At 63.5% G+C, this 22,746-nt stretch carries 21 protein-coding genes; 7 read left to right on the top strand and 14 right to left on the bottom strand.

Annotated features, from left to right (window positions below; genetic code table 11):
* Positions 1-31: 31 nt before the first annotated feature.
* The 4 genes from ACIP90_RS12915 to ACIP90_RS12900 form a co-directional block, all read right to left on the bottom strand.
* Positions 32-901, bottom strand: coding sequence for an ABC transporter permease (locus ACIP90_RS12915; protein WP_400579720.1), 870 nt, complete (start codon positions 899-901; stop codon positions 32-34).
* Complete coding sequence (locus ACIP90_RS12910) at positions 894-1,673, bottom strand: ABC transporter permease (RefSeq protein ID WP_400579719.1); 780 nt, start codon at positions 1,671-1,673, stop codon at positions 894-896. Before ACIP90_RS12910 ends, ACIP90_RS12915 begins: the two co-directional genes overlap by 8 nt.
* Positions 1,674-1,712: 39 nt before the next feature.
* Positions 1,713-2,723: an ABC transporter substrate-binding protein gene (locus ACIP90_RS12905; protein WP_400579718.1), complete on the bottom strand. Its 1,011-nt coding sequence runs from the start codon at positions 2,721-2,723 to the stop codon at positions 1,713-1,715.
* Between the two features lie 302 nt (positions 2,724-3,025).
* Complete coding sequence (locus ACIP90_RS12900; protein WP_400579717.1) at positions 3,026-4,645, bottom strand: FAD-binding oxidoreductase; 1,620 nt, start codon at positions 4,643-4,645, stop codon at positions 3,026-3,028.
* Between the two features lie 147 nt (positions 4,646-4,792).
* Between ACIP90_RS12900 and ACIP90_RS12895 the strand changes: the two genes are divergently transcribed.
* Entirely contained in the window at positions 4,793-5,740 is a 948-nt protein-coding gene (locus ACIP90_RS12895) for a LysR family transcriptional regulator (RefSeq protein ID WP_400579716.1), read from the top strand.
* Between the two features lie 54 nt (positions 5,741-5,794).
* Here the strand turns inward: ACIP90_RS12895 and ACIP90_RS12890 are convergent, their stop codons facing one another.
* The 6 genes from ACIP90_RS12890 to ACIP90_RS12865 form a co-directional block, all read right to left on the bottom strand.
* Positions 5,795-7,102, bottom strand: a complete 1,308-nt coding sequence (locus tag ACIP90_RS12890) for an NtaA/DmoA family FMN-dependent monooxygenase (RefSeq protein WP_400579715.1) — start codon at positions 7,100-7,102, stop codon at positions 5,795-5,797.
* A gap of 227 nt (positions 7,103-7,329) precedes the next feature.
* Positions 7,330-8,691: an MFS transporter gene (locus tag ACIP90_RS12885; protein WP_400579714.1), complete on the bottom strand. Its 1,362-nt coding sequence runs from the start codon at positions 8,689-8,691 to the stop codon at positions 7,330-7,332.
* A gap of 203 nt (positions 8,692-8,894) precedes the next feature.
* Positions 8,895-9,788, bottom strand: coding sequence for a VOC family protein (locus ACIP90_RS12880; RefSeq protein WP_400579713.1), 894 nt, complete (start codon positions 9,786-9,788; stop codon positions 8,895-8,897).
* Between the two features lie 194 nt (positions 9,789-9,982).
* Positions 9,983-10,771, bottom strand: a complete 789-nt coding sequence (locus ACIP90_RS12875; protein ID WP_400579712.1) for a carbon-nitrogen hydrolase family protein — start codon at positions 10,769-10,771, stop codon at positions 9,983-9,985.
* Between the two features lie 35 nt (positions 10,772-10,806).
* Complete coding sequence (locus tag ACIP90_RS12870; RefSeq protein WP_400579711.1) at positions 10,807-12,162, bottom strand: APC family permease; 1,356 nt, start codon at positions 12,160-12,162, stop codon at positions 10,807-10,809.
* Between the two features lie 10 nt (positions 12,163-12,172).
* Positions 12,173-13,051, bottom strand: coding sequence for a carbon-nitrogen hydrolase family protein (locus tag ACIP90_RS12865; protein WP_400579710.1), 879 nt, complete (start codon positions 13,049-13,051; stop codon positions 12,173-12,175).
* 94 nt (positions 13,052-13,145) lie between these two features.
* On the opposite strand from ACIP90_RS12865, the gene ACIP90_RS12860 reads away from it, so the two are divergent.
* Entirely contained in the window at positions 13,146-13,898 is a 753-nt protein-coding gene (locus tag ACIP90_RS12860) for a FadR/GntR family transcriptional regulator (RefSeq protein WP_400579709.1), read from the top strand.
* A 111-nt stretch (positions 13,899-14,009) separates the two neighbouring features.
* Here ACIP90_RS12860 and mmuM read toward each other — a convergent pair whose 3' ends face one another.
* On the bottom strand, positions 14,010-14,978 hold the full coding sequence (mmuM, locus tag ACIP90_RS12855; RefSeq protein WP_400579708.1) for a homocysteine S-methyltransferase: 969 nt from the start codon (positions 14,976-14,978) through the stop codon (positions 14,010-14,012).
* A gap of 161 nt (positions 14,979-15,139) precedes the next feature.
* Between mmuM and ACIP90_RS12850 the strand changes: the two genes are divergently transcribed.
* From ACIP90_RS12850 to ACIP90_RS12840, 3 genes are read left to right on the top strand one after another with little or no spacing between them, the layout of a single operon-like run.
* Positions 15,140-15,589, top strand: a complete 450-nt coding sequence (locus tag ACIP90_RS12850; RefSeq protein ID WP_400579707.1) for a hypothetical protein — start codon at positions 15,140-15,142, stop codon at positions 15,587-15,589.
* Positions 15,586-16,338 carry a cyclase family protein gene (locus ACIP90_RS12845; protein WP_400579706.1) on the top strand — a complete coding sequence of 251 codons (753 nt, stop codon included), beginning with the start codon at positions 15,586-15,588 and terminating at the stop codon, positions 16,336-16,338. The genes ACIP90_RS12850 and ACIP90_RS12845 overlap by 4 nt, the downstream gene beginning before the upstream one ends.
* A 32-nt stretch (positions 16,339-16,370) precedes the next feature.
* Positions 16,371-17,147: an IclR family transcriptional regulator gene (locus ACIP90_RS12840; protein WP_400579705.1), complete on the top strand. Its 777-nt coding sequence runs from the start codon at positions 16,371-16,373 to the stop codon at positions 17,145-17,147.
* On the opposite strand, the gene ACIP90_RS12835 is transcribed toward ACIP90_RS12840, so the two are convergent.
* Together ACIP90_RS12835 and ACIP90_RS12830 are read right to left on the bottom strand one after the other, a co-directional pair.
* Positions 17,144-17,944 (bottom strand): IclR family transcriptional regulator, encoded by an 801-nt coding sequence (locus tag ACIP90_RS12835; protein ID WP_400579704.1) that lies wholly within the window; start codon positions 17,942-17,944, stop codon positions 17,144-17,146. The two genes, ACIP90_RS12840 and ACIP90_RS12835, sit on opposite strands and share 4 nt — an antisense overlap.
* Positions 17,945-18,068: 124 nt before the next feature.
* A complete protein-coding gene (locus ACIP90_RS12830; protein ID WP_400579703.1) occupies positions 18,069-19,508 on the bottom strand; it encodes an amino acid permease in 1,440 nt (479 codons plus the stop codon).
* Between the two features lie 296 nt (positions 19,509-19,804).
* On the opposite strand from ACIP90_RS12830, the gene ACIP90_RS12825 reads away from it, so the two are divergent.
* Together ACIP90_RS12825 and ACIP90_RS12820 are read left to right on the top strand one after the other, a co-directional pair.
* Positions 19,805-20,857, top strand: a complete 1,053-nt coding sequence (locus ACIP90_RS12825) for a homoserine dehydrogenase (protein ID WP_400579702.1) — start codon at positions 19,805-19,807, stop codon at positions 20,855-20,857.
* A complete protein-coding gene (locus tag ACIP90_RS12820) occupies positions 20,850-22,262 on the top strand; it encodes an aldehyde dehydrogenase family protein (protein WP_400579701.1) in 1,413 nt (470 codons plus the stop codon). Before ACIP90_RS12825 ends, ACIP90_RS12820 begins: the two co-directional genes overlap by 8 nt.
* On the opposite strand, the gene ACIP90_RS12815 is transcribed toward ACIP90_RS12820, so the two are convergent.
* Entirely contained in the window at positions 22,252-22,734 is a 483-nt protein-coding gene (locus tag ACIP90_RS12815) for an Lrp/AsnC family transcriptional regulator (RefSeq protein WP_400579700.1), read from the bottom strand. The two genes, ACIP90_RS12820 and ACIP90_RS12815, sit on opposite strands and share 11 nt — an antisense overlap.
* Between the last annotated feature and the right edge of the window lie 12 nt (positions 22,735-22,746).

Raw genomic sequence — 22,746 nt, 5'->3', positions numbered from 1 at the left:
GCTCCTTCTTTGGGATGTTGGATCGTGGGTGTCATTTCGCGCCCGACTTGAAGTACCAGCTGAGGATCCTGCGTTCGAAGACGATGAACAGCAGCGAGAGGATGTAGCCGATGACGCCGACCAGCAGTGCGCCGGCCCAGGTTTCGGGCACCTGGAAGGTGGCGGATGCATTGAGGATGTAGAAGCCCAGGCCCTTGTTGGCGGCAAACAGCTCGCTGACCACCATGACGGTGATGCCGATGGGCAGGGCGACGCGGATGCCGGCAACGATCTGCGGAAGTGCTGCCGGCAGAACCACCCGGCGGAAATGCAGCCACGGCGGGATGCGGTAGACCTTGGAGAACTTCCGGATGGTCGGCTCCACGCTGAGGACGCCGTCGATCGTGTTCAGCAGCACCGGCCACATGCAGGCGAAGGCGATGGTGTAGATCTTGGGGCCCTGCCCGATGCCGAACGCGCCGATGATGAGGGGCACCAGCGCGGCCTGCGGCACCGAACGGAAGAAGTGGATGACCGGGTCAACGATTTCCCGCAGCCATCTGGTCTCACCGAGAACCAGCCCGCCGGCGATGCCCACCACCACCGCCAGCAGGAGTCCCACGCCCAGGTTGGTCAGGCTGTAGCTTGCTCCGGACCCGATGACTCCGTTGGAGAGGTCCCGGCGCAGGCTGAGCAGGATGTCCTCAAGGGACGGAATGAAGATGTTGGTGCTGTTCGCCGAAGCGGTCCACCAGACGGCGAAGACCACGGCGATCAGCCAGGTCCTCTGCAGGACGTTCAGGAGTGCCTTGACGACGCGGCTGCGTTGGCGGAACCCGCGGCGCTGCCGCGCGCTCCCTGTTTTCGATGGATCCGTGCCCGCTGTTGTCCGCGGGGGTGTGCGGAGTGCTGTGTCAGTCATTGGCCTGCCTGTTCCACTTGAGGAGCTTGCCTTCTGCCAGGTTCAGGAGGCCGGCGATGCCCCAGCCCACCAGGCCGGCGAAGAAGAGGTAGGCGAAGGCCTGATCCCATCGCTGCGCCTGCTGCGCCAGGGTGATCTGCCGTCCGATGCCCGGCGCCTGGCTGAGCACCTCGACACCCACCGACACCAGAATGGCGATCGAGGCCGAGATCCGGATACCCGTGGAGATGAACGGCGCGGCGCTCGGGAGCAGGATCCGGCGGAACCAGAGCAGCCTCGGAATCTGGAATGTCCGCGCGGTGTCCACCACTGCAGCATCCATCCGCCGTGCCCCATAAATCGTCTGCACCAGCACCGGCCAGAGGCAGGAGAGCGAGACGACGAAGATCTCCATCTGCGCGGTGGCCCCCAGCAGCATGATGACAACCGGCATCAGTGCCAGCACCGGGAAGGACCGGCCGAAGTCAATGAGGATGGAGGTGGAACGGTCCAACATGGGGACTGAGCCAATCACCAGGCCCAGCACCGTGCCGGCAGTCACGGCGACCAGCCAGCCGCTGACTGCGGCAGTCATCGTCTGCGCCAGCGACGTCCAGAAAAGGGCGGAAGTAAATGCATTCCCAATCGCCGTTACGATTGCGGGCACCCCGGGAGTCATGGAGGGCAGTGATCCGCTCCAGATCACCAGTTGCCACACCATCAGGAGTGCGGCAACTGCCAGCAGCCTCTGGCTGGTCAGCCCCACATCAAACGCTCGTATTTGTGTCTTCATCTTCGTCTCTCAGTCAGGGTCTCTTGGCCGGCCCGGCTGCTATTTCGAAAAGCGGGGGGCGCCGCTCCAGAGCATGCCCTCCGCCGTCAGCGGGTTCTTGACGAATCCAAGGTCCTCCATGGCGTCAATGCCCGCCTGTCCTGAGGTGAGGTTGATGGCGGTATTGACCGGAACGTAGGCCTTGGGGTTGATCTTGGCAGCGTCCACCTGCTTGACGCGGGCAGAGATGTCCACGATGGCCGCGGAGTTTGCCGGATCCGAATAGAACTTGGCGGCCTTTTCCATGGCCTCGTTGAATTTCTTGGCGGTGCCAGGGTTGCTCTTGAGCCAAGGCTCGGTTGCGGCCCAGACGGTGACCGGCATGTTGCCTTGGAATTCACGGACCGGGCTGGCGATGCTCTTGAACCCAGCATCGACCAGCTGGTGGTAGTAGCTGTCCGCCACGAACGCTGCGTCCACAGTGCCCTGCTCGAGGGCTGCCTCCATCCCGGCGTAAGGTACTGCGATTTCGGTGAGGGATTTCGGGTCGATCCCTGCCGCCATTGCTGCCTGGAGCATCGGAATGTCTCCGCCGGTGTTCACGCCGTTGACGGCGACGTTCTTGCCCTTCAGGTCAGCCACCGTCTTGATGGGGCTGTTCTTGGGGATAACGATGCCGGAGTTGTCCGCTTCCGGGTCAACCACGCCGTTTCCGGAGATTACCCTGACAGGCATTCCCTTGGCTGTAGCCGTGGTCATGACACCCCACGACGCCGTGGTGATGTCCGCCTGTCCGCTGACGGTCTGCGCCAGGTTGGCGGAAGGATCCGCGCCGGGGATGATCTCGACGCTCAGGCCGGCCTCCTTGAAGTAGCCCTGCTCCTCAGCGACGTAGGCCGTCTCGAAGTGGATGGGGGCCACCACAACCTTGATGGCGGACTTGCCGCCCGACTCGCTGCCCGCGGCCGCCTCGCTGGGCGACCCACAGGCCGCAAGCGAGAGCAGGGCAAATCCGGCAACAGCCGGAATCAGGACTTGCTTGAACCGGGAGTAAAACGTGGGCTTTTCCATCCAGAATCTCCTCTTTGAGTAGTGGCAGAGGCGGCTGGAATGGTTCCGCGCCTGGCATGCCACTGTGTTGCTGGGTATTTGGCGTGCTGATCGGCATCACCGGGCTGATGACTTGGAGGTCTAGGGGCTCGCAGTCGCAGCTACAAGGAGAGCTCACTCCCGCCGATAATGCATAATCTAGTTAAAATATATCCTGAGGACTATGTTGTGGCAATAGTCACAGAAAACATAGTTTGATTGGTGCCCTTGCGATAAGCGCGAGCGCGCAACGCGCTACGGTCAGCGCCCGCGCCTTCCGCGGCCTACAGCCGGGCAGCGCTGGAACGGGCGGCGGCCTCCACGGCAAATTGGGTTTCCGGAGCATCGGCCGCCGCTTCGACGCCGCGGTAACGCCGCGGCCAGACTCCCTGCTTTCCGGGCGAGAGGATGCCGTTGGGGTCCAGCGCGTCCTTCAGCGTCTCCTGGAGCCGCCGGATGGCGTTGTTGTTGTAGTCGAAACCGTCTGCGATGACGTCCATGTAGTCCACGTGGCTGCGGTAAGGGGCGTATCCGTGGCTGCGGGCAGCCGCCAGCAATGCTGAGTAGAGTGCCCGTGCGCGCGCCAGCTGCTCCTGGTTGTCGTTTTCGAAGAAGATCATGGTCACGTGCACCATGTGGCGCGGGTAGAGGTGGTAGCCGATGTACAGGTCGAAGCCGAACCGGCGGTACAGCTCCTTGGCTTCCCGGTAGAACGCCCACACCTCGTCCCCTCGAGCGGGAATGATGGGGGCGGCATCTATGTGCCCGCCGTTCTCCGCCGCCCATGCCACTGTTGACAAGGGCCTGAGTGTGGGTACTCCGGCCATTTGGGTCCGGTCCATGTCGGCGATGTCGTCATAGGCAACCTGCACGCCTTCCGCACCTTCATAGAGCCGGGCTTTAACGGTGAACCCGCCAAGGCCGGCGAAGCGCTCCCGGATGATCTCTAGCCTGCGTTCTGCGAGACCCTTGTCACCGTAGATGGCGAACTTGGCGTTCCACTGGCCGATGCCCATCTCATGGCGCATTTCTTCCAGGCGGTCGTCCGGAATGGACCCCTCCCCCTCATACCAGCGTGAGCGCGGCCCGTTCATGGTCGCCGCCCGCACCACGTTCCCGCAGAGGGCGTTGTTCTGGATGACGTCCTCGCGCCGAAGCTGGGTCAGGATGTCAATCAGCTTGGGCAGATCCTCTTCGCGCTCCACCACAACGTCGCCGTTGATGTACACGTCCGGCCAGGGCATCAGCCAGAGACCGATCTTGGTGACTATGCCGAGATTGGACTGGGTGAAAATCCCATCGAGCGTAGGGCCGAAGCCGCCTTTGAAGATGGGACCGAGCTCGGTTCCTTCCATGGCCCACATTCCCGTCCGCACCAGGTCGCCGTCCGGCAGGACCACCTCCATGCCACAGATGGACTGGACGTGGTCACCCATCGGCGTCATGCCGTAGCCGCGGTCCAGCGCATTGCCCAGGATGGATCCCCACCCCAGTGCAGGAACGGACATCCACAGCTTCAGGCCCTTTTCCTGGATGTGTTCGAAAAGGTCAAAGAAGGTGACCCCCGGCTCGATGACGGCGTAGTTCAGATGGTCGTTCACCTCGATGATCCTGTTGAGGCGGCTCAGGTCCAGCGCCACCATTCCCTGCGAGCGCGGTTCCGGCCCCCCGTAGCCCAGGTTCTTGCCTTTGGAGAAGGACCACAGCGGAACGCCAGTGCGGTTCGCGAGCCGGACGACGGCCTGGACCTCTTCCACGCTCCCGGGCCGAACTCCCGGCCACTTCGCGCGTCCGGGATTCAGCGGGTACGGATCGATGTATCCCTCTTTGGGCGTGGCCCGGACAACATTCTCGGCGCCGACAATGGCTTCAGCTTGGTCAAGGAATCTGGATTGGGCGTCCATCTGCTTTCACGTCTCTCTCGGAAGGGATGCCGCCGCTGCGGCAATAGCTCTGGCGCCGTGGTCGGAACCGTTTCTTTCATCATGACAAGCTGCACTTCTCAAGTAAATCGTCAGTTTCAGCGGAAAGTTGTCAGTAGAATTGACAATATGAATATCAGTCTCAACCCCGCGATCACCCTGCGCCAGGTTCTCCATTTCGTGGTGGCGGCCGAAACCGGAACCATGAGCGAGGCAGCACGGCGGCTGCACATGGCGCCGTCGGCCATCTCCATGTCCATCGGGGAACTGGAGCGGATCGTCGGAGCGCAGCTGTGCATCAAGCGCAAGTCCAAGGGGCTTACCCTGACCTCCACGGGCATCGTGGTGTTCCGCCAGGCGCGGCAGTTGCTGGATCTCGCGGATGAGATTGCGTCGCTCTCCAAGAGGGACAGGACCGATATCCGGGGTCCGCTGACCGTAGGGTGCTTCATGCCGCTCGGCCCCACCATCATTCCCCCGATGCTGGCCGACTTTGCGAGCCAGTGCCCCCATGTGGAGGTGGACTTCATCGAGGGGTACCACGAGGATCTTCAGGACCGCCTGCTTAATGGCTCCATCGACGCCGCCTTCGTCTATGACATGGACGTTTCCCCTGCCCTTAAGACGGCGCCGCTGCTGTCCGTGGAGCCTTACATCCTGCTTCCGGAGGACCATCCCCTGCGCGAGGCGGAGGTGGTCTCGCTCAGGGATGTGGCCGCCACTCCGCTTATTTTCTTCGACGCTCCGCCCATTTCCACCCGCATCCTGGACATGTACCGCGATGCCGGGTTGAGTCCGAACATCCGGCACCGCTCCCGCAGCTACGCCACGGTCCGGTCCCTGGTGGCCAGCGGCCGCGGCGTTGCCGTGCTGTTTCAGCAGCCGATGCTGGACGCGCCATATGAAGAGCTGAAGGTTGTCCTGAAAACGGTTGCCGAGCCCCGGGTCCATACGCGCGCGCCGGCTACTGTTTCCTTGGCCTGGACGCGGAGCATGCGGCTGAACGCCCGCGCGCAGGCGTGGGTGGACGTCGCCGTCGAGCGGTTTGGCCCAGCCGGTGCCGGGGCCGGTGTCTGAGCAGATGGCTTCGAAGCCGAAGGCTCCAGGCTCTCGGTTTCCAGACTCCGGCTTCTAGGCTCCCGGCCGACCGAGCCCGAGGTTGTCGCGCAGCGTGGTGCCCTCGTACTCAGTCCGGAAGTAGCCGCGATCCTGGAGCTCCGGGACCAGCTTGTCGCAGATCAGCTTGAAACCGCCCGGGTTGAACGGAGCGTTGAGGTTGAAGCCGTCGCAGGCCTTCGACTCGAACCAGTCGACCATGCGGTCTGCCACCTGCGAGGGAGTGCCGGCCATCCACTGGTGTCCTGTGGAACGGGCCAGGTCCACGATCAGCTCGCGCAGCGTCATGCCAATGTCCACGCTCTTCTTCCGGTAGATCTGGTAGCGGCTGCCCATTCTGGGATCGTCGGAAAACCACTCGGCCGGGATCGACTCGTCGAACTCCAGCTCGGAAAGGTCCATCTTGAGGTCAGCACCCACCTGCTTGCGGCCGTTGCCGAGGTGCACGTAGCCAGCCAGCTCGTTCGCGAGGTCCAGCGCTTCCTTCTGGGTGTCGCCCAGAATCGGCAGGATGCCCGGGATGATTTTGACGTCGTCGGGGTTTCGCCCCTTCTCGGCCACCATGTTCTTGAACTTGGTGTAGAACTCGATGGACGGTTCCTTGAACGGCTGCGCGGTATAAATTCCGTCGGCCACGGAGGCACCCAGGTCCATGCCCGGGCCCGAGGATCCGGCCTGGACAAGCACGGGCCGTCCCTGGGGCGACCGCGGCATGTTGATGGGTCCTTCGACCTCAAAGAACTCGCCCTTGTGCCTGATGGCCTTCAGCTTGCTCCGGTCCACGTACTCGCCGGAGGCCCTGTCAACGACGATGGCGTCATCGGACCAGCTGTCCCACAGCCGCTGCACAACGTCCACGAACTCGGTGGCGCGCCGGTAGCGCACCGCGGGATCGGGAACGTCCTCCACACCGTAATTGCTGAAACCGTCCGACGACGTGACGATGTTCCAGCCGGCCCTGCCGTTGGACATGTGGTCCAGTCCGCATAGCTGCCGGGCGAGGTTGTAGGGCTCAGAAAATGAGGTGGACATGGTCCCGATGAGGCCAATGTTCTTTGTCCTGGCAGCCAGCGCTGCAAGCACGGTCATCGGTTCATAGAACCCGTTCATTTTGATGTCGCCCCGCATGACCGTGTTCGCGTGGACGATGTCGCCGAAAAATACCGCGTCGAGTTTCGCAGCCTCGGCCATCGCGGTCAGGTCTGACACGAAGTCCAGGTTGCCCAGTTCTTCGGCCCGGCTTCCTTCCATCCGCCAGCTGTCCTTGTGGTAGCCGGCGGGCAACATGAAGGTAGTGAGCACCATGTGATTCTGAGGCTTCATTGCCTGGTTCCTTTCGTGATGTGCGCCGCTCCGGACGCTTCGCTGACTCCAGCATGGCATTTTGCCTTTGTTGCGTAAATGACAAGTTTCAGCACAAGGAGTTCAAAAAAACTGATAAATGGAAGCAGGCGCTCCCAGCTCACCGGAGTAGCTGGGGGCCACTACCACTAGGCAGGCACGCCAAACGTGTCCGTGCGCAGGAAGGCCTGCCGCGTGCGGGAGTGTTTTTAGACCGTGTCGAGCTTGAGGCGTGAGCCCTCGGCCGTCAGGCGGACTGCCGCGAGCCCCGCTGCCAGGACGACAATCCAGAACACGGCCACTATCCACACACCGCCGCCGGCTGCGAGAACGAGGCCCGTAGCGATCATCGGGGTGAAGCCCGCCCCGATCATTGAGGCTCCCTGGTAGGACAGGGACGCACCCGTGTACCGGACACCCGTGGGGAACTGTTCGGAGATGTAAGCGCCGATGGGCCCGGCGAGCGCTCCCTGGACCAGCCCGTTGCCGACCACTACCGCGACCGCAAAGCCCCAGAGGGTCCCGTTGGTCAGAAGCATGATCAGGGGAAACGCCAGGAGGATGGCGGCGACGCCCGCGCCGGTAAGAACTGCGCGGCGGCCGATCCGGTCACTGAGCCGTGCCGAATAGAAGCAGACGGCCACCGTGACCACGGCGGCAACACCCTTCCAGTTCAGGACGCCGGAGCGGTCCACGCCGCTTCCGACCGCCATCGAAACGCCCCACACTGTCAGCAGTCCCTGGCAGGCGTAAAAGCCCAGCGTTGCCACCAGAGTGACCAGGACGAGGCGCGGATGGTTCCTGAGCACCTCCATCAGGGGTGGCCGCTTGATCTTGGCGGCTTCAGCGTCCAGCTTCTGGAAGACGGGAGTTTCTGCCACCTTGAGGCGGATGATCATGCCGATCACAATCAGCAGGGCGCTGAGCAGGAACGGTATCCGCCAGCCCCAGACCAGGAACTGGTCCCCGGTCAGGGCGGAAACGGCGGAAACTGCAAGGGTGGCCAGCAGTCCGCCGGCGGGGCCGCCGGCATTGGCGAACGCCGCTGCGAGGCCGCGCTTTTTCTCAGGAGCGTGCTCCAAGGCCATCAATGTGGCACCACCCCATTCCCCGCCCACAGAGATGCCCTGAATGACGCGGAGGAGGACCAGCACAATTGGCGCTGCTACACCAATCTGAGCCGTGGTTGGCAGGAGCCCGATCAGAACGGTGGCGCCTCCCATCATCAGCATCGACAGCACGAGCATCTGCTTCCGGCCGAGGCGGTCCCCAAAGTGGCCGAAGACGATGCCGCCCAGCGGCCGGGCAACATATCCGGCCGCAAGCGTCGCGAACGAGGCAAACAAGGAAAGGCCGGGGCCAAGGTTGGCGAAGAAAACCCGGTCGAACACCAGGGATGCGGCCGTGGCGTAAAGGATGAAGTCGTAGTACTCGATAATGCTGCCGATAAGGCTGGATCCCAGGACGCGGCGCATGTCCTTGGTGTTCAGTGAGTCCGTCGGGGATGACTTGCTCGGCGGCAGGTTCACCTGCTTCCGGCTTTTCTCCTGGGCGGTTTTCGGGTTCAACATGATCTCTTTTCGAAAGCTGTGAGAGTTTGTGACCGACGGCGTTGTTGGTCACGTCCCGAGGCAACCCCTTTATTCGCTCTTCCTAGCATGACGCAGATCACAGCGAAGGCCAAATAAATAAGGCATAACCAAGGCAAAAGTATTTAATCTGGACTGGCGGGGTGCCGGGACACATGGCAATGAATTGGGCGGCCGGGGCTGCCTCAGCGGTGGAGGCTACTCAGGGACCGGCGGCCCACGGGGGCGAGCCCGAACTTGCGGAATTCCAGAGGGCGGTATTCACCCCACATGTTGTACCAATTCTCGTCCTCGCCCCACACAACAGGGGGGCGGGAGTCGTCGTAGATCTGCTCCAGGTCCGTGTAAAGCTCGACGACGGCACCAGAGGTTTCCACATAGTACGCGGCAATGTTGTGGCCGGCGCCGTGACGGACCGGGCCCCAGATCAGTTCCCTGCCCAGCTTGTTCAGCCTGTCCCCCAACTTGCCGAGGTCAGCGATGCTTTGCGTCTGCCACGCGTGGTGGTGCAGGGTTCCTTCACCACGAACCAGGGCGATGCCGTGGTGGTCAGGGTTGCAGCGCATGAAATAGGCAAAGTCGTCGCCGATGACATCCGAGAGGCGGAAGTCCAGGACCCGGTGCAGGAACCGCATCATTCCCCCGACATCCCGGGGGTGGAAATTGATGTGCCCGTAGCGGTCGGGACCAAAGGACTGCTGGAGGGCGATGTTCTCCTGCATGCCGACATAAATTTCGAACACGAAGCCTTCAGGCCCAATAAAGGAGAAGCCGTCTTCGATACCAGCTCCGCGCGGCTTGCTGCTGACGATGGTGAAGTTTTCGTCCTCCACGCGCTGGCGGATTTCGCGCAGGGCATCACCGTTCGCGGCGACAAGGCCGAAGCCGTCCACGCCGTTGACGTCCGACTCAACATAGACAAGTTCGTGGTGAACCGGGCCGGCAGCGAGATAGACGGCATCGGCCGTCCGCTCCGTTTCGCGCAGCCCGAGGATCTGGGTTGCGTCAAGAACGGATCTTCCGAGGTCCGTCGTTTGAATGCTTACGTGGCCCATGGCGCTGATCAATCCCCAAGACATCCTTGTCTCCTACTCGTGGCACGGCTTCTTCAGATCCCATTACCCGCGAATCTGTGATGAAGAAAACACTATCGCATCAAGAATCGATAATCCATCGAAAAAGCACAAAAACTTGGTTGGACGCAAAAAGGGACGGGGCCCACTGCTCTCGGTGCAGTGGGCCCCGCCTCTTGGGTGGCAGTCGTGGAAGCCGGTCAGGGCTGCGGCAGCCGCCGCTGCCGGAACATCGGGAATTGCTCCTTTACCCGCGCCACTGTCGCAAGCGAGATCTCCACCGTCCGCACCCCCGGCTCAAGGCCCAGGTCGGTCTCGGTGAACCCCATGGGATCCACCAGGATGCTGCGGCCGACAGACACCGGCGGAGCCTGGCACACCCCTGCCATGTACACGCTGTTCTCGATGGCCCGCGCTGCGTTCAGTGCCAGCCACTGCTCCGTCTTGTGGGTGCCCGGCACCCACGACGAGCAGACCAGCAGGACCTGCGCGCCGGCGTCGGCCAGTGACCTTGCCAGTTCCGGGAACCGCAGGTCGTAGCAGGTCATCAGCCCGAACCGCACGCCCCCGTGTTCGAAGACCACCGGGGTGGTGGACAGCCCCGGCTTGATGAACGTCGACTCCCCGAAGCCCTGCGCGTCGAACAGGTGGATCTTCCGGTAGAAAGCCAGCCTGCCGCCGTCGGGCCCATAAGCCACCAGCGTGTTGTAGGCCTTGCCCGGCTCGTCCGAGGTTTCCACGACGCCCGCCACCAGCGCGATGCGGTGGCGGCGGGCGGTAGCGGCGAGTTCCTGGCAGACGGGGCCGTCCAGCGGCTCCGCATTCGCCGGAAAAGTCGCGTCCACGGTCTTCTTCTCGTACGTGGCGTACTCCGGGAAGGCGACCAGCGCGGCGCCGTCGCGCGCTGCCTCCGCGGCGAACCGGACGATCGCCGCAAGGTTGGCCTGGATATGGGTGCCCGACTCCAGCTGCCCGAGCGCTACCCTCACGCCAGTTCCCTCCATCGGTTGTTCTGTGTCAGGGCCTAAACGGCCGCCTCAACCGTCGCCTTCTCGGTCGCCGTCATCTCCGGCGGCGCCGCCTTGAACCCGCGCGTGATCAGCGCCAGGACCACCACGCCCAGCACCAGCCAGGACACTCCCAGCGTAATCGCGTTGCTGTCCAGCTGTGAGAGCAGGTAGGCGCAGATAACGGCTCCCACCACCGGGACCACCACATAGGACACGGGGTTCAGCTGGTGCCCGGCGCGGCGCTGGCGCAGGTAGTGGAACACCACCGAGGCGTTGACCAGGGTGAAGGCGGTGAAGGCACCGAAGTTGATGAACGACGTCGAGGTGGCCACGTCCAGGAAGATCGCGACCAGCCCGATGATGCCGGTCACGATCAGGTTGACCACCGGGGTGTGGAACTTCGCGCTGAGCCGGCCAAAGAACGCCTTCGGGAGGACGGAATCCCGGCCCATCGCGTACAGCAGGCGCGAGGCGCTGGCCTGAGCGGCGAGGCCGGAAGCGAACTGCGCCACCACCAGACCGGCCAGGAACACCGCACCGAACAGCTGCCCGCCGATCTGCAGCGCGATGGAGCTGGCCGCGGAGGCCGAGTCCTCGAACACCCCGCCCGGGTGGACCAGCTGTGTCACGTAGGACACGGCCACGAAGATGCCGCCGCCGATCAGGGCGATGAGCATGATGGCGCGGGGCATGTTCTTGCGCGGGTTGATGGTCTCCTCGGTGAGGGTGGTGACGGCGTCGAACCCGAGGAACGAGTACGCGGCGATGGCGGCGCCGGCGGAGATGGTGGCGAAGCTGGAGGTGTCGTTGAAGAACGGCTGAGTGCTGGCCAGGCCGCCGGCGCCAGAGGTGGACACCACGTTGCCGATGGACAGCGCCACAAAGAACACGATGACCAGCAGCTGGAACGCCATCAGCACGTAGTTGGCCTTGTCCGCCACCTTGATGCCCAGGATGTTCAGCAGCGTGGTGATGAGGACGAAGCCGACGATCCAGAGTCCGATCGGGATACCGGGGAACTGCGCGCTCAGGTAGGAGCCGCCGATGAGCCAGATCACCATTGGCAGGAAGAGGTAGTCCAGCAGGATGGCCCAGCCCACCAGGAATCCGACCCTCGGGTCGATCGACCGGCGGACGTACGTGTAGGCGGAACCGGCCACGGGGTACGCGATGGCCATCCGGCCGTAGCTGTGCGCCGTGAACAGCATGGCGACCATTGCCACCAGGTAGGCGGAGGGCGATGCCCCGCCGGTGGCTTCGGCGATGATGCCGAAGATTCCCAGGACGATCAGCGGGGTCAGGTACGCCAGGCCGAACAGCACCAGGGAGGGCAGTTTCAGCGTGCGGGTGAGGGTGGGTGTTGTGGTCACGGGTGTTTCCTTAGGCGTTGAAGGACTGGGGAGCCCAGGTGGCCGGGCTGATCCGGCCCTGGTAGACGGGCAGTTCGACGGCATCTTCGCCGTCGCGGAACTGCGACCAGGGGCGGTTGAGGTTTTCGGTGCCGTGGGTTCTGACATGCTCGACGGCGGCAAGGTCCAGTTCCGCCGTGAGCAGCACCGGTGCATCATCCGGGGCCTCGGCCAGGGTGTTGCCCTCCGGGTCCACGATGATGCTCAGGCCTTTGCCGGTGGGGCCGGCGCAGTTGACGCTGACCACGAAGACCTGGTTCACGATGGCGTTTGCCTTGGCGAGCACCAGCTCTTGGCGGCGGTCCGGCGTCGTGGTTTTCACAACGTTGAGAATCACCTCGGCGCCCATCCAGGCGAGCTGGCGGGAGACCTCCGGGAACCACGCGTCGTAGCAGATGTTCAGGCCCACCCTGCCGACGCCGGCCAGGTCCACGGTGGTGAACCGGTCGCCGGGGTCGTAGGGCTCGAATGGGCGCCAAGGGAAAACCTTCCGGTAGTAGCCGGCAAGTTCCCCCTGCGGGGACAGGACCAGCTGGGTGTTGAACAGCTGCCCTTCCGGACCGCGCTCGCACACGCTGCCCGGCACCAGCCAGATGCCCAGGTCCGCAGCGAGCTGCCGGAGCTCCTTGACCCGGGGGCCGTCCAGCGGCTCGGCGGAGGCCTGGAGCATTTCGGTGCGCTGCTGGTCAGGGTCGGAATCCCCGAACAGGTGCAGCTCCGGAAAGACCACCAGCTGACTGTGCGGCTGGACGGCGAGGGCGGCTTTGACTTCGTCCGCGAAAGCCGAGACGGGTTCGCCGATGAGCCGGGGCCGGGCCTGGGCAGCGATGAGGGGAAGCGTGCGTTGCATGGTTTACTCCACGTTGGCGATGTGATCTGAACTATATTAGATCAGAATGATCCAATTATGGGAAGAGGGCGGATTGCGCCGTAAAGTAGCGGATATGACCCGTCAGTTGGAGGACACCGCCGAGCCTTCGCCCATTGGCGCCGGCAGGCTCGCCGGCATCGACCGCCGCAGCGCCATCGATGCCGTGCGGCTGAGGATCGGCATGGCGATTTCGCTGGGGCTGCTGAAACCCGGCGAGCGCCTGCCCGACCAGGAGGACGTGGCCCTGGGCCTGTCGGTCAGCCCGATCACCGCCCGTCGCGCGCTGGCGAGCCTGGCGGAGCAGGGCGTGGTGGTCCGCCGCCGCGGCCGGGGCGGCGGAACGTTCGTGGCGGATGAGCCTCCGCGGAGCGTGCTGGCCGAACTGTCCGCATCACCCGCGGAGTCCCGGGCCGTGAACCGGCTGGTGGACCGGAGGCTGCTCTTCGAATGCGCCGTGACCCACTATGCGGCCATCAATGCCACCGCTGAACAGCTGGATGAGCTCGACCGGCTGACCCGGGACATGGCTGCGTCCTCGGACTGGTCTGACTACCACCAGGCCGACGAGCAGTTCCACCAACTGGTGGGGACGGCATCGGGGCTGGGGACCGCTGTCGAGGTTTACCACGAGACGCTCGCGGAGCTCTACGCCTACTTCATCCCCTACCCCATCGAGCTGCTGCACAAATCCAACTGCGACCACGTTGCCCTGGTGGCGGCCCTGCGGGCAGGCGACGTCCAAAGCGCGGTGGAGGTCTCACGGAAGCACGTGGACATCCTGCACCGAACCATGTTCATGGGCTTGGCAGCGCGAACGGACACTTGAGGCCCTCACTGACCGTGCCATCGGTTGCCGCCTCGCGGCCCCCTTGGCATACTGCGTGCACAGTCATCGGCCTGCGATGCGGGGGTGCCGGCCTGCTGAGGCAGCCAGCCGTCAGGGGTTTCCCGTAAGCCCGGCCACGGCGGCAATGTCCTCGGGGGTCGTTCGGCAGCACCCGCCGAGGAGCCGGGCACCAAGTTCACGCCAGAGGGCGACTCCTTCGGCCAGGCTTGCGGGCTGCTCGTTACCGGCTCCCCCAGATGTGTCCCCGGACGCTGCCGGCCGCCACTTTTTGGTGACCGCGTCGTAGATTTCGCCGGAATTCGGATACGCGATCAGGGGCGTGTCGGTGGCTTCGCCCAGGGCGCCCAGCGCTGGGGAAACTAGCTCCAGCGGCACACAGTTCACGCCAATGGCCACGACGGACGGCTGCGCCCTGGCGAGCTTTGCCACCCGCGCCAGCGGTGTGCCGTCGCTGATGTGCCCTCCGTCCCGCAGCGTGAAGCTGAGCCAGCCTTCGACGTCGAACTCTTCCATGAGTGCCGTCAGGGCCTCGGCCTCCGGCAAGGACGGCAGCGTCTCACAGGCAAGAATGTCCGCTCCGGCGTCCACAAGCGCGGCAATTCGGGGCCGGTGGAACTCCATGAACTCGTTTCGGCTGAGGAAGTAGTCTCCCCGGTATTCCGACCCATCGGCCAGGTATGCGCCGTACGGACCGACCGATCCGGCAATCAGCAGCGGGCCTGCACCCGGGTTTTCGGCCAGGTGCTCGCTGCGAGCCTCGTCGGCCAGGCGCACACTCAATGCCACCAGCTCCAGGGCCTCTTCTTCGCCAATGCCGCGCCGCGCGAATCCCTGGGGTGTTGCCTGATAGCTCGCCGTGATCGCGACCGCGGCTCCGGCGCGGAAGTAATCCCGGTGCACACGCTTGACGAGCTGCGGCTGTTCCAGGAGGACTTTGGCCGACCACAGGGGGTCGTCCAGATCGCAGCCGTGCGCTTCCAGCTCCGTGGCAAGTGCGCCGTCCACGGTCAGATTCGCTCCGGCATCCAGCATGCGGGAGAGCTTGGTGTTGCTGGGCATTGTTTGGGCTCCAAGCGGTTCGTTCGTCCATGGCTGTCGGGCACGGTGCACGTCGGATGCACGTCACTATGATCATAATAAGCATCTTTCAATGCTTGTAATGACCATCATACCGTGCCACGATGGCAGCAGACACCGTTGCGACCCCGAGGAGGCTTCCCTTGAAGATTGAAATGAAACCAGTACGCAAGCTGCGTGTGCATTGGCCCGTAGCTTCGGAAACCTTCTCTCGGCTCGCCAGCGGCGACGCAGACGCATTCAAAGACGAAGCGGGCATCGCGTCCCTGCTCACCGCTGTCGCGGAATCCCCTGACCTCGGGGACTTCGGCAACTACCGGCATGTCTTCGAATCCGGTTTGGGTTTTGAGGGGTTCACTTGCGCTGAAGGTGCCAATCCTACGTTGGGGCAGGTTGGTCAGCGGACAATTGCGCCGACCCTGGTCCTGACGACGTATTTCGATGCTGCGCTCGACGACGCCGCCGTGGAACGCTTCCTGCAGCACATCGTGGACATCCACCCTTGGGAGGTGCCCGTCATTGAGCTGACAGGGCCAATCGGCGTTTCCAACACTGCCCGTCCGGCACTCGTCGAAAGCCAGGCCACGTCATGACTGAAGTCACCACAACCGCCCTTTGGAACGGCCTGCAGACACTTTTTGCGGGCAGATCATTCACTGACCTGACGCACGCCTTCCACCCCGGCCAGCCACACTTCCCGGCATTCCCCGACCAAATCAGGGAGCCAGTCTTCGATCTGGAGAAAGGTGACGGTTTCACCGCTCACCGCTACTCGATCATCGGACAATGGGGAACACACGTTGATCCTCCCTCGCATTTCATCTCAGGAGGAAGGACCCTGGACCAGATTCCCCCGGAGGAGATGGTCCTTCCGCTGGTCGTCTTGGACATCACCGAGCGCGTCACCGCTAATGCGGACGCCACTCCCCGGATGGAGGATGTCCAGGCCTGGGAACGCCGCAATGGTGCCATCCCACCCGGGGCCTTTGTGGCATTGCGGACAGGCTGGAGTGACCGCTGGCCTGACGCTGCCGCCATGGCAAACAGGGACGATCACGGTGTCAGCCACGCACCGGGCTGGTCGCAGGAAGTCCTCTCCTTCCTGATTGAGGAGCGCTCGGTTACCGCCGTCGGCCATGAGCAGACGGACACAGACCCTGGACTGGCCACATCCCGCCAGGATTTCACACTGGAGACCTACGTCCTGGCACAGAACCGGTGGCAGATCGAGCTGATGGCGAACCTGGAGGGACTTCCGGAAGCGGGCGCTGCCCTCATTGCCACCTGGCCCAAGCCACTGCGGGGCAGCGGTTTTCCTGCCCGGGTCTTCGCCATCCATTAGGAGGCATTCCTCCAGTGACTAGAATCGGACCCATGTCTAAGACATCCAGCATGGGCCGGGGAATTATGGCTGTCCTGGCGGTGGGCGCCCGCAACGCAGAAGGCCTGCCTGGCGGAACGGTCGCTGATATAGCAACCGACCTGGGCAAGGACCGCAGCCAGGTAGCGCGCAGCCTGCGGACGGCCCAGCAGGAGGGGTTCCTGGTCCGCAAGGACCACCGGACCTACACCGTTGACTGGTCGCTCCTGACGGACGCGCAGCTGTTGTCCGAACAACGGTTGCAGACTGACGGCGCCACCGCGCTGGCAGGCCTGGCCCGTGAAACTGATGAAGGATGCTTCCTTGGAATTCTGAGCGGAGACAGCACCGTCACCATCGGTGAGCATGTTCCGGCAAGCAGCAACATGATCGGTTCATGGCTGGGCCGGCCCTATCCGGCCTACTGCAGCGATGCCGGCCAGGCACTACTGTGGGAAGCGTCCGACGACGAGGTCCGGACCCTGTTCTCCGGTGTCCCTTTCGTGCGCCATGGCCCCAATACGCCCCTTGACGTGGAGGACTTCCTGTCACGACTACGCGCGGCCCGGGAACGGGGATACTCCATCGTCGACGAGGAAGCCGAGCCGGGGCTGTATTCCCTGGCCGTTCCGATTCGGGACTTCAAGGGCGACGTGGTGGCAGCGCTGCAGGTCGTAGGCGCCAAGACCCGCCTGCAGCCGAGGTTGGATGACTGCGCCACGGCTCTCGTGTCCTGGGGAAGGTGGCTTGAGTCCATGCTGGGTCAGGTCCCGCCGAAGAATGTGCCTTAGCTGGCAAGACCCTTCCGGCCAGCGCTGTTTCGCGTGCCGCCCTGGCAGGAGCCCAGCCGTTGGGCTGCTTCCCACAGGGCCTTTGCAATGTCATCTGCGCCGGACATGATCTCGGCCCGGCCGCCCAGGACGCTCAGCGCTGCAAGAACGGAACCGTCGGGGGGGCGGACCGGAACCGCCAGTTCGTAGACTCCATGCTCGAACTCTTCCTCCGCGACAATGAAGCCCCGTGCCCGGTCCCGGTCCAACAATTCGACGACTTCCTGCGGCGAATGGGCCGCCCCCGGACCGCCCACGCCAATAAAGTTGACGTCCGCAAGGAGGGCCTCAACGGCTGGCTGCTCCTCGTCCCACAGCAGGGCCCGGCCGGATCCGGTGCACCACACGGGTGTCACCATGCCGGGTTTCACGAAGCCGCCGGGAACCGCGTCATTGCTGGAGGTCCGCAGGAGAATGACGCGGAACCCCTCCCGGACAGAAAGTCTGGATCTCAGGCCGAACGAGGCCACCAAAGCCTCAAGTTCGGTTCTTGACTCGCGGACCCAGCCTGTATTCAAAGCGGCAGCCAGGCTAAAAAAACGTGGACCGGTCCGGAATGGCCCGCGTTCGACGCGTTCCAGCAGTCCCAGCTCGCACAATTCCTGAGTCAACCGGGAGACACGGCTTTGGTCCATCTCCAGCTCGGATGCGATCTGGGAAACGCCGAGCAGCCGCCTTCCCCACTTCTCCCGGTCTGCGACCAGCCGAACTATCCGAAGGCCTTGGGCCATGGATGACGCTTCCGAGGAAGAATCCATGCTCCTGCTCCTTCCGCCTGATAACTACGCCTATTCTCACATGTCCCCACAGAACGCCGAGCTTGGTGGCGGGGGACGAAAGCCTCCCGCCACCAAGCTACGTGGACGATAGTTTGTGACGGCGTCAGGAGGGCTGGTTGGCGCGCGCCTTGCGTCCGTACTTGAAGTAAAAGAAGGCATAGCAGGCGCCAACGAAAGTGAATCCAAAATAGAGCGCTGCCACCTGGTTCGGGTCAAAGGCGATGCCGATGAGCGAGATGACGCAGAGCGAGAAGGCCAGGATCGGCACCAGCGGGAACAGCGGGGCCTTGTAGGGAAGCGCAGCGACATCACCGCCGTTTTTGACGAAGGATCTCCTGTGGAAAAAGTGCGAGGCGGTGATGGACATCCAGACCCCGACGACGGCGAAACCCGCCACCGACACGAGGGCCAGATATACCGTTTCAGGTGCAACGACGCTGCTGATGAGGGATGCCAGGCCACCGAGCATGCTGACGGAGAGTGCAGTCATGGGAATACCGCGCCGGGTCAGCTTCTTCAGCGCCCGGGCCGCGTGCCCCTCGTCGGCAAGGGAGTAAAGCATCCGTGCGCAGGAGAAGAGGCCGCTGTTACCGGCTGAAAGGAGCGCGGTGATGATGACGAAGTTCATGATGTCGGCGGCATAAGGAATGCCGATGGATGAGAAGACCGTCACGAACGGGCTTTCATCCAGCCCAACCTGCTCGAAGGGGATGGTGGCGGCAATGACAGCGATTGCCCCGACGAAGAAGATCAGCAGGCGGATGACGGTGCTGCGCATCGCTTTGGGGATATTGGTGGCAGGGTCGGCGGTTTCGCCCGCCGCCACACCGATAAGCTCCGAACCCGAGAAGGCGTAGAACACCGCAAGCGCAGTGACCAGGACACCCGTGAAACCGTTGGGGAAGAGACCGCCGGAAGTGTTGAAGTTTTCGAACATGCTGGGATGGTTGGCCGCCTCGCTGATCGGGTGGAAGCCGAACAGCGCCGCGCCGCCGAAAACGATGAGAACTACGATGGCGCCGACCTTGACGATGGCGAACCAGAACTCAGATTCGCCGAAGAATTTCGAAGAAACCGCATTGAAGCCGAAGAGGACCGAGGCGAAGATCAGGCACCAGACCCAGACGTCAACACCCGGGAACCATCGCTGCATCAGGAGACCGGAAGCCGTGAACTCCGATCCGATGGCCACCGCCCAGCAGAGCCAGTAGAGCCAGGCGGTGGTGAACCCGGTGGCCGGCCCGATCGACCTCGCCGCGTAGATATGGAAGGCCCCTGAGACCGGATAAGCGATGGCAAGTTCACCGAGGCAGGCCATCACCAGGTACACAACGAAGGCGCCAATGAGATACGCGATGACCGCCCCGAGCGGCCCGGCCTGGGAAATGGTGTACCCCGAGCTCAGGAAAAGCCCGGAGCCGATCACCCCGCCCATGGCGATCATGACCAGATGCCGTGCCCCCATGGACCGCCGTAGCCCCGAGTCGGTCGACGGCGGAACGGTTGGCTGCGGTTCTAGCTGGACAGGTAATGACGATTCCATGGTTTCTCCCAGGTGAGTGGCAGGTGTGATGCGAAGGATGCGCACGTGGCCTGGCGTGGGTCACGCCGACTCGGGCTGCGCAGTAGCGACAGTGATGAAAGTAACACGAGACGGCCGTTTTGGTCATTAAAAACATCTACACATGTTTATGTTGAACGTAAGTTACGTTCCGCGTGAATGACGAATCGACAGGCGGATGGTCAATTCGCCCTGCTTTTCGGTCACAATCACATGCGCTGACGGACATGGAATGCGGTCAGCATTGGAGGACCGACGTAACTGACTGAAGGAGCACCATGACCACCTACGACATTGCGCTGATCGGCTTCGGCGGCGTCAACAGGACGCTGGCCGAACTGATCGCGACGCGTGGTGAGAGACTTCGTTCCGAGCTGGGCTTCGGCCTGCGGATCGTGGCCATCACCGACCTGCGTCTCGGATCCCTGGTCCAGCCCGAAGGCGTGGACCTCTCCGTTGCCCTCAAACTGGGCGGCGACAATGAAACCTTTGCAGCCCACGGCGGATCTGCCGACACCAACAACGAATCCGTGATCCGCAACTGCACAGCGGGCATTATCTGCGAGGCCACCTTCACTAATCCCGAAGACGGCGAGCCGGCAGTTTCGCATGTGCGCTGGGCACTCGAATCCGGCAAGAGCGTCTGCACCACCAACAAGGGTCCGGTTGCCCTCCGTGGCGCCGAACTGAGCTCCCTCGCCGAGCAGAACGGCGTGCACTTCGAGTTCGAGGGTGCCGTCATGAGCGGCACTCCCGTCATCCGCCTGGCCAAGAAGATGTTCGCGGGGCTGAAACTGAAGGGATTTGAAGGCATTCTCAACGGCACCAGCAACTATGTGCTCGGGCGGATGGAAGCCGGCCTGGACTTCCACGCAGCCATCAGGGAGGCACAGGAACTCGGCTACGCCGAAGCAAACCCCGCAGCCGACATCGAGGGCTACGACGTTCAGCTCAAGGTCCTCATCCTCGCCAACGAACTGCTGGACGCCGGCATAGAGCTCAAGGACGTTCATCGGCAGGGGATTTCCACCGTGACCCCGGAGGATATTCGGAAGGCAGCCCGCGAGGGGCGCCGCTGGAAGCTCATCGGCGCGGCACGTCGGAACCCGGACGGGTCCGTGACGGCAGGCGTTTCCCCAGTGGCCCTCCCCCTTGATCATGGGCTGGCCGGGGTTTCCGGGGCGACCAATGCAGTGTCCTTCGAGACCGATCTTCTCCGCGCAGTAACCATCTCCGGCCCGGGAGCCGGGCGCGTGGAGACCGCCTACGCGCTGCTCTCTGACATCATCGCCATGCACGCAGCCAGGACGGAGGTATCCGCTAATGCCTGAATCCACATTGTGTTCGGCAGAAACCGCGCTGCCACAGTTCCGTGACGTGACGAGCCCCTACGACGGCAGGGTGGTCGGCACGGTTTCGCTGACCGAAGCCACCGCCGGCGAAGCCGTGATCGAAACGGCGCGCGTCGGCGCCCGGAAGGCACGGGCCCTGTCCCGCGCCGCACGCGGGAAGATCCTGGACGGCGCAGCAACGGAGATCGAGCAGCGCAGCGAGGAGTTCGCACTAACGATAGTGTCCGAGGCCGGGAAAACGATCCGCCAGGCACGGAAGGAAGTGCTGCGCGCGGTCAACACGCTCCGCCTGTCCGCTGCCGAAGCGCGCCGGAACGCCGGCGAAGTCATCCCCTTCGACTCCTATGAAGGCTCAGAGGACCGCACCGGGTGGTACTCGCGCGAACCGCTGGGCATCATTGCCGCGATCACCCCGTTCAACGACCCCCTCAACCTGGTGGCGCACAAGATCGGCCCGGCAATCGCCGGAGGAAACGCCGTGATTCTCAAACCCTCTGCGCTGACTCCGCTGTCAGCCCAGCATCTGGCGGACGCCCTCGTGAGCTCGGGGCTCCCGCCGGACGCCCTCACAATTGTCCACGGCGGCCGGGAAGTAGCCGAAACAATCATCAGGTCCCGGGACGTACGAATGGTGTCCTTCACCGGGGGGTTCTCCACGGGTGAGAGCATCGCCCGCACGGCGGGCTTGAAGAAGCTGACCATGGATCTCGGCGGAAACGCACCCGTGATCGTCCTGGAGGATGCCGACATCGAAAAGGCGGTGGAATCCTGCGTCTCAGGAGCATTTTGGGCCGCCGGTCAGAACTGCGTGGGGGTGCAGCGGATTCTCATAGCCGCCCCGGTCTACGGGGCGTTCCGCCGGCGCTTCCTGGAGGCGGCGGACAGGCTGGTTGTTGGAGATCCTTCAGATGAACGGACGGACGTCGGGCCCATGATCAGCCCGGCTGCGCTGCATTCGCTCCAAACCAAGCTGGACGAGGCCCTCGGCGCCGGCGCTGTCCTTCTTTCAGGCAATGTCACGGACGGCAATGTGCTTCACCCGACCGTCTTGGAAGCGGTCCCGACGGACAGCCGGCTGTGGAAGCAGGAGGTTTTCGGGCCCGTGGTCATGTTCCGCCAGTTCAGCACGTTCGAAGAGGCCATCGAAGTCGCCAACGCCATCGAGTTCAGTCTTCATGCGGGCATCTTCACCGACTCCCTGGCCAGTGCCATGGACGCGGCCCAACAGCTCGAAGCAGGCGGCGTCATGATCAACGACTCCTCTGATTACCGCTTCGACGGGATGCCGTTCGGCGGGGCCAAGTACGGAAGCATGGGCAGGGAGGGCGTCCAATTCGCGTATGAGGAGATGACCCAGCCAAAGGTCATCTGCATCAGGAACTGATCGAACCGGAGGGGGCGCGGGCATCTCCGGGGCCCCGCCTGATGTAACTGGACAGCGTCATGGCCGTCACCGTGTCCGTGACGCCGGGAATGGCCGCAATCTGTTCCCAGATCTCCTGAACCCTCTCCAGCGAGCGGGCCTCGACCCTCACCAGCAGATCAAAGTCACCGCTCACAACATCACACAAAACCACTTCCGGAATTGACCGCAGTACGGTGATGACGTCCGCCCCCCGCACCCGGTCCTTCCTGTAAACCATCAGGAAGGCGGACACCGGCCCCTGCCCCGGTGGGCCGGCAACGATCGTGTACCCCTGGATATACCCTTGCCGTTCCATCCGTTCGATCCGTTGGCGCACGGCATTCCTCGACAGCAGGACTTTGGTCGCCAGCTCCGCGTGGCTCATCCGAGCGTTCTTCGTTAGCTCCGCAAGAATCCTCTGGTCTATCTGATCAAGACTCACTCGATCCATGCCTACCCTTCA

Source organism: Arthrobacter sp. NPDC093139, assembly GCF_044754165.1.
Lineage (GTDB): Bacteria > Actinomycetota > Actinomycetes > Actinomycetales > Micrococcaceae > Arthrobacter.
Note: the sequence above shows the minus strand (reverse complement) of the source record. Positions and strands in the feature narration are given on the sequence as shown.

Coding starts and splice junctions, on each gene's coding strand:
- ACIP90_RS12915 (WP_400579720.1), bottom strand. CDS start 901: ATGACTGACACAGCACTCCGCACACCCCCGCGGACAACAGCGGGCACG.
- ACIP90_RS12910 (WP_400579719.1), bottom strand. CDS start 1,673: ATGAAGACACAAATACGAGCGTTTGATGTGGGGCTGACCAGCCAGAGG.
- ACIP90_RS12905 (WP_400579718.1), bottom strand. CDS start 2,723: ATGGAAAAGCCCACGTTTTACTCCCGGTTCAAGCAAGTCCTGATTCCG.
- ACIP90_RS12900 (WP_400579717.1), bottom strand. CDS start 4,645: ATGGACGCCCAATCCAGATTCCTTGACCAAGCTGAAGCCATTGTCGGC.
- ACIP90_RS12895 (WP_400579716.1), top strand. CDS start 4,793: ATGAATATCAGTCTCAACCCCGCGATCACCCTGCGCCAGGTTCTCCAT.
- ACIP90_RS12890 (WP_400579715.1), bottom strand. CDS start 7,102: ATGAAGCCTCAGAATCACATGGTGCTCACTACCTTCATGTTGCCCGCC.
- ACIP90_RS12885 (WP_400579714.1), bottom strand. CDS start 8,691: ATGTTGAACCCGAAAACCGCCCAGGAGAAAAGCCGGAAGCAGGTGAAC.
- ACIP90_RS12880 (WP_400579713.1), bottom strand. CDS start 9,788: ATGTCTTGGGGATTGATCAGCGCCATGGGCCACGTAAGCATTCAAACG.
- ACIP90_RS12865 (WP_400579710.1), bottom strand. CDS start 13,051: ATGCAACGCACGCTTCCCCTCATCGCTGCCCAGGCCCGGCCCCGGCTC.
- ACIP90_RS12860 (WP_400579709.1), top strand. CDS start 13,146: ATGACCCGTCAGTTGGAGGACACCGCCGAGCCTTCGCCCATTGGCGCC.
- mmuM (WP_400579708.1), bottom strand. CDS start 14,978: ATGCCCAGCAACACCAAGCTCTCCCGCATGCTGGATGCCGGAGCGAAT.
- ACIP90_RS12845 (WP_400579706.1), top strand. CDS start 15,586: ATGACTGAAGTCACCACAACCGCCCTTTGGAACGGCCTGCAGACACTT.
- ACIP90_RS12840 (WP_400579705.1), top strand. CDS start 16,371: ATGTCTAAGACATCCAGCATGGGCCGGGGAATTATGGCTGTCCTGGCG.
- ACIP90_RS12835 (WP_400579704.1), bottom strand. CDS start 17,944: ATGGATTCTTCCTCGGAAGCGTCATCCATGGCCCAAGGCCTTCGGATA.
- ACIP90_RS12830 (WP_400579703.1), bottom strand. CDS start 19,508: ATGGAATCGTCATTACCTGTCCAGCTAGAACCGCAGCCAACCGTTCCG.
- ACIP90_RS12825 (WP_400579702.1), top strand. CDS start 19,805: ATGACCACCTACGACATTGCGCTGATCGGCTTCGGCGGCGTCAACAGG.
- ACIP90_RS12820 (WP_400579701.1), top strand. CDS start 20,850: ATGCCTGAATCCACATTGTGTTCGGCAGAAACCGCGCTGCCACAGTTC.
- ACIP90_RS12815 (WP_400579700.1), bottom strand. CDS start 22,734: ATGGATCGAGTGAGTCTTGATCAGATAGACCAGAGGATTCTTGCGGAG.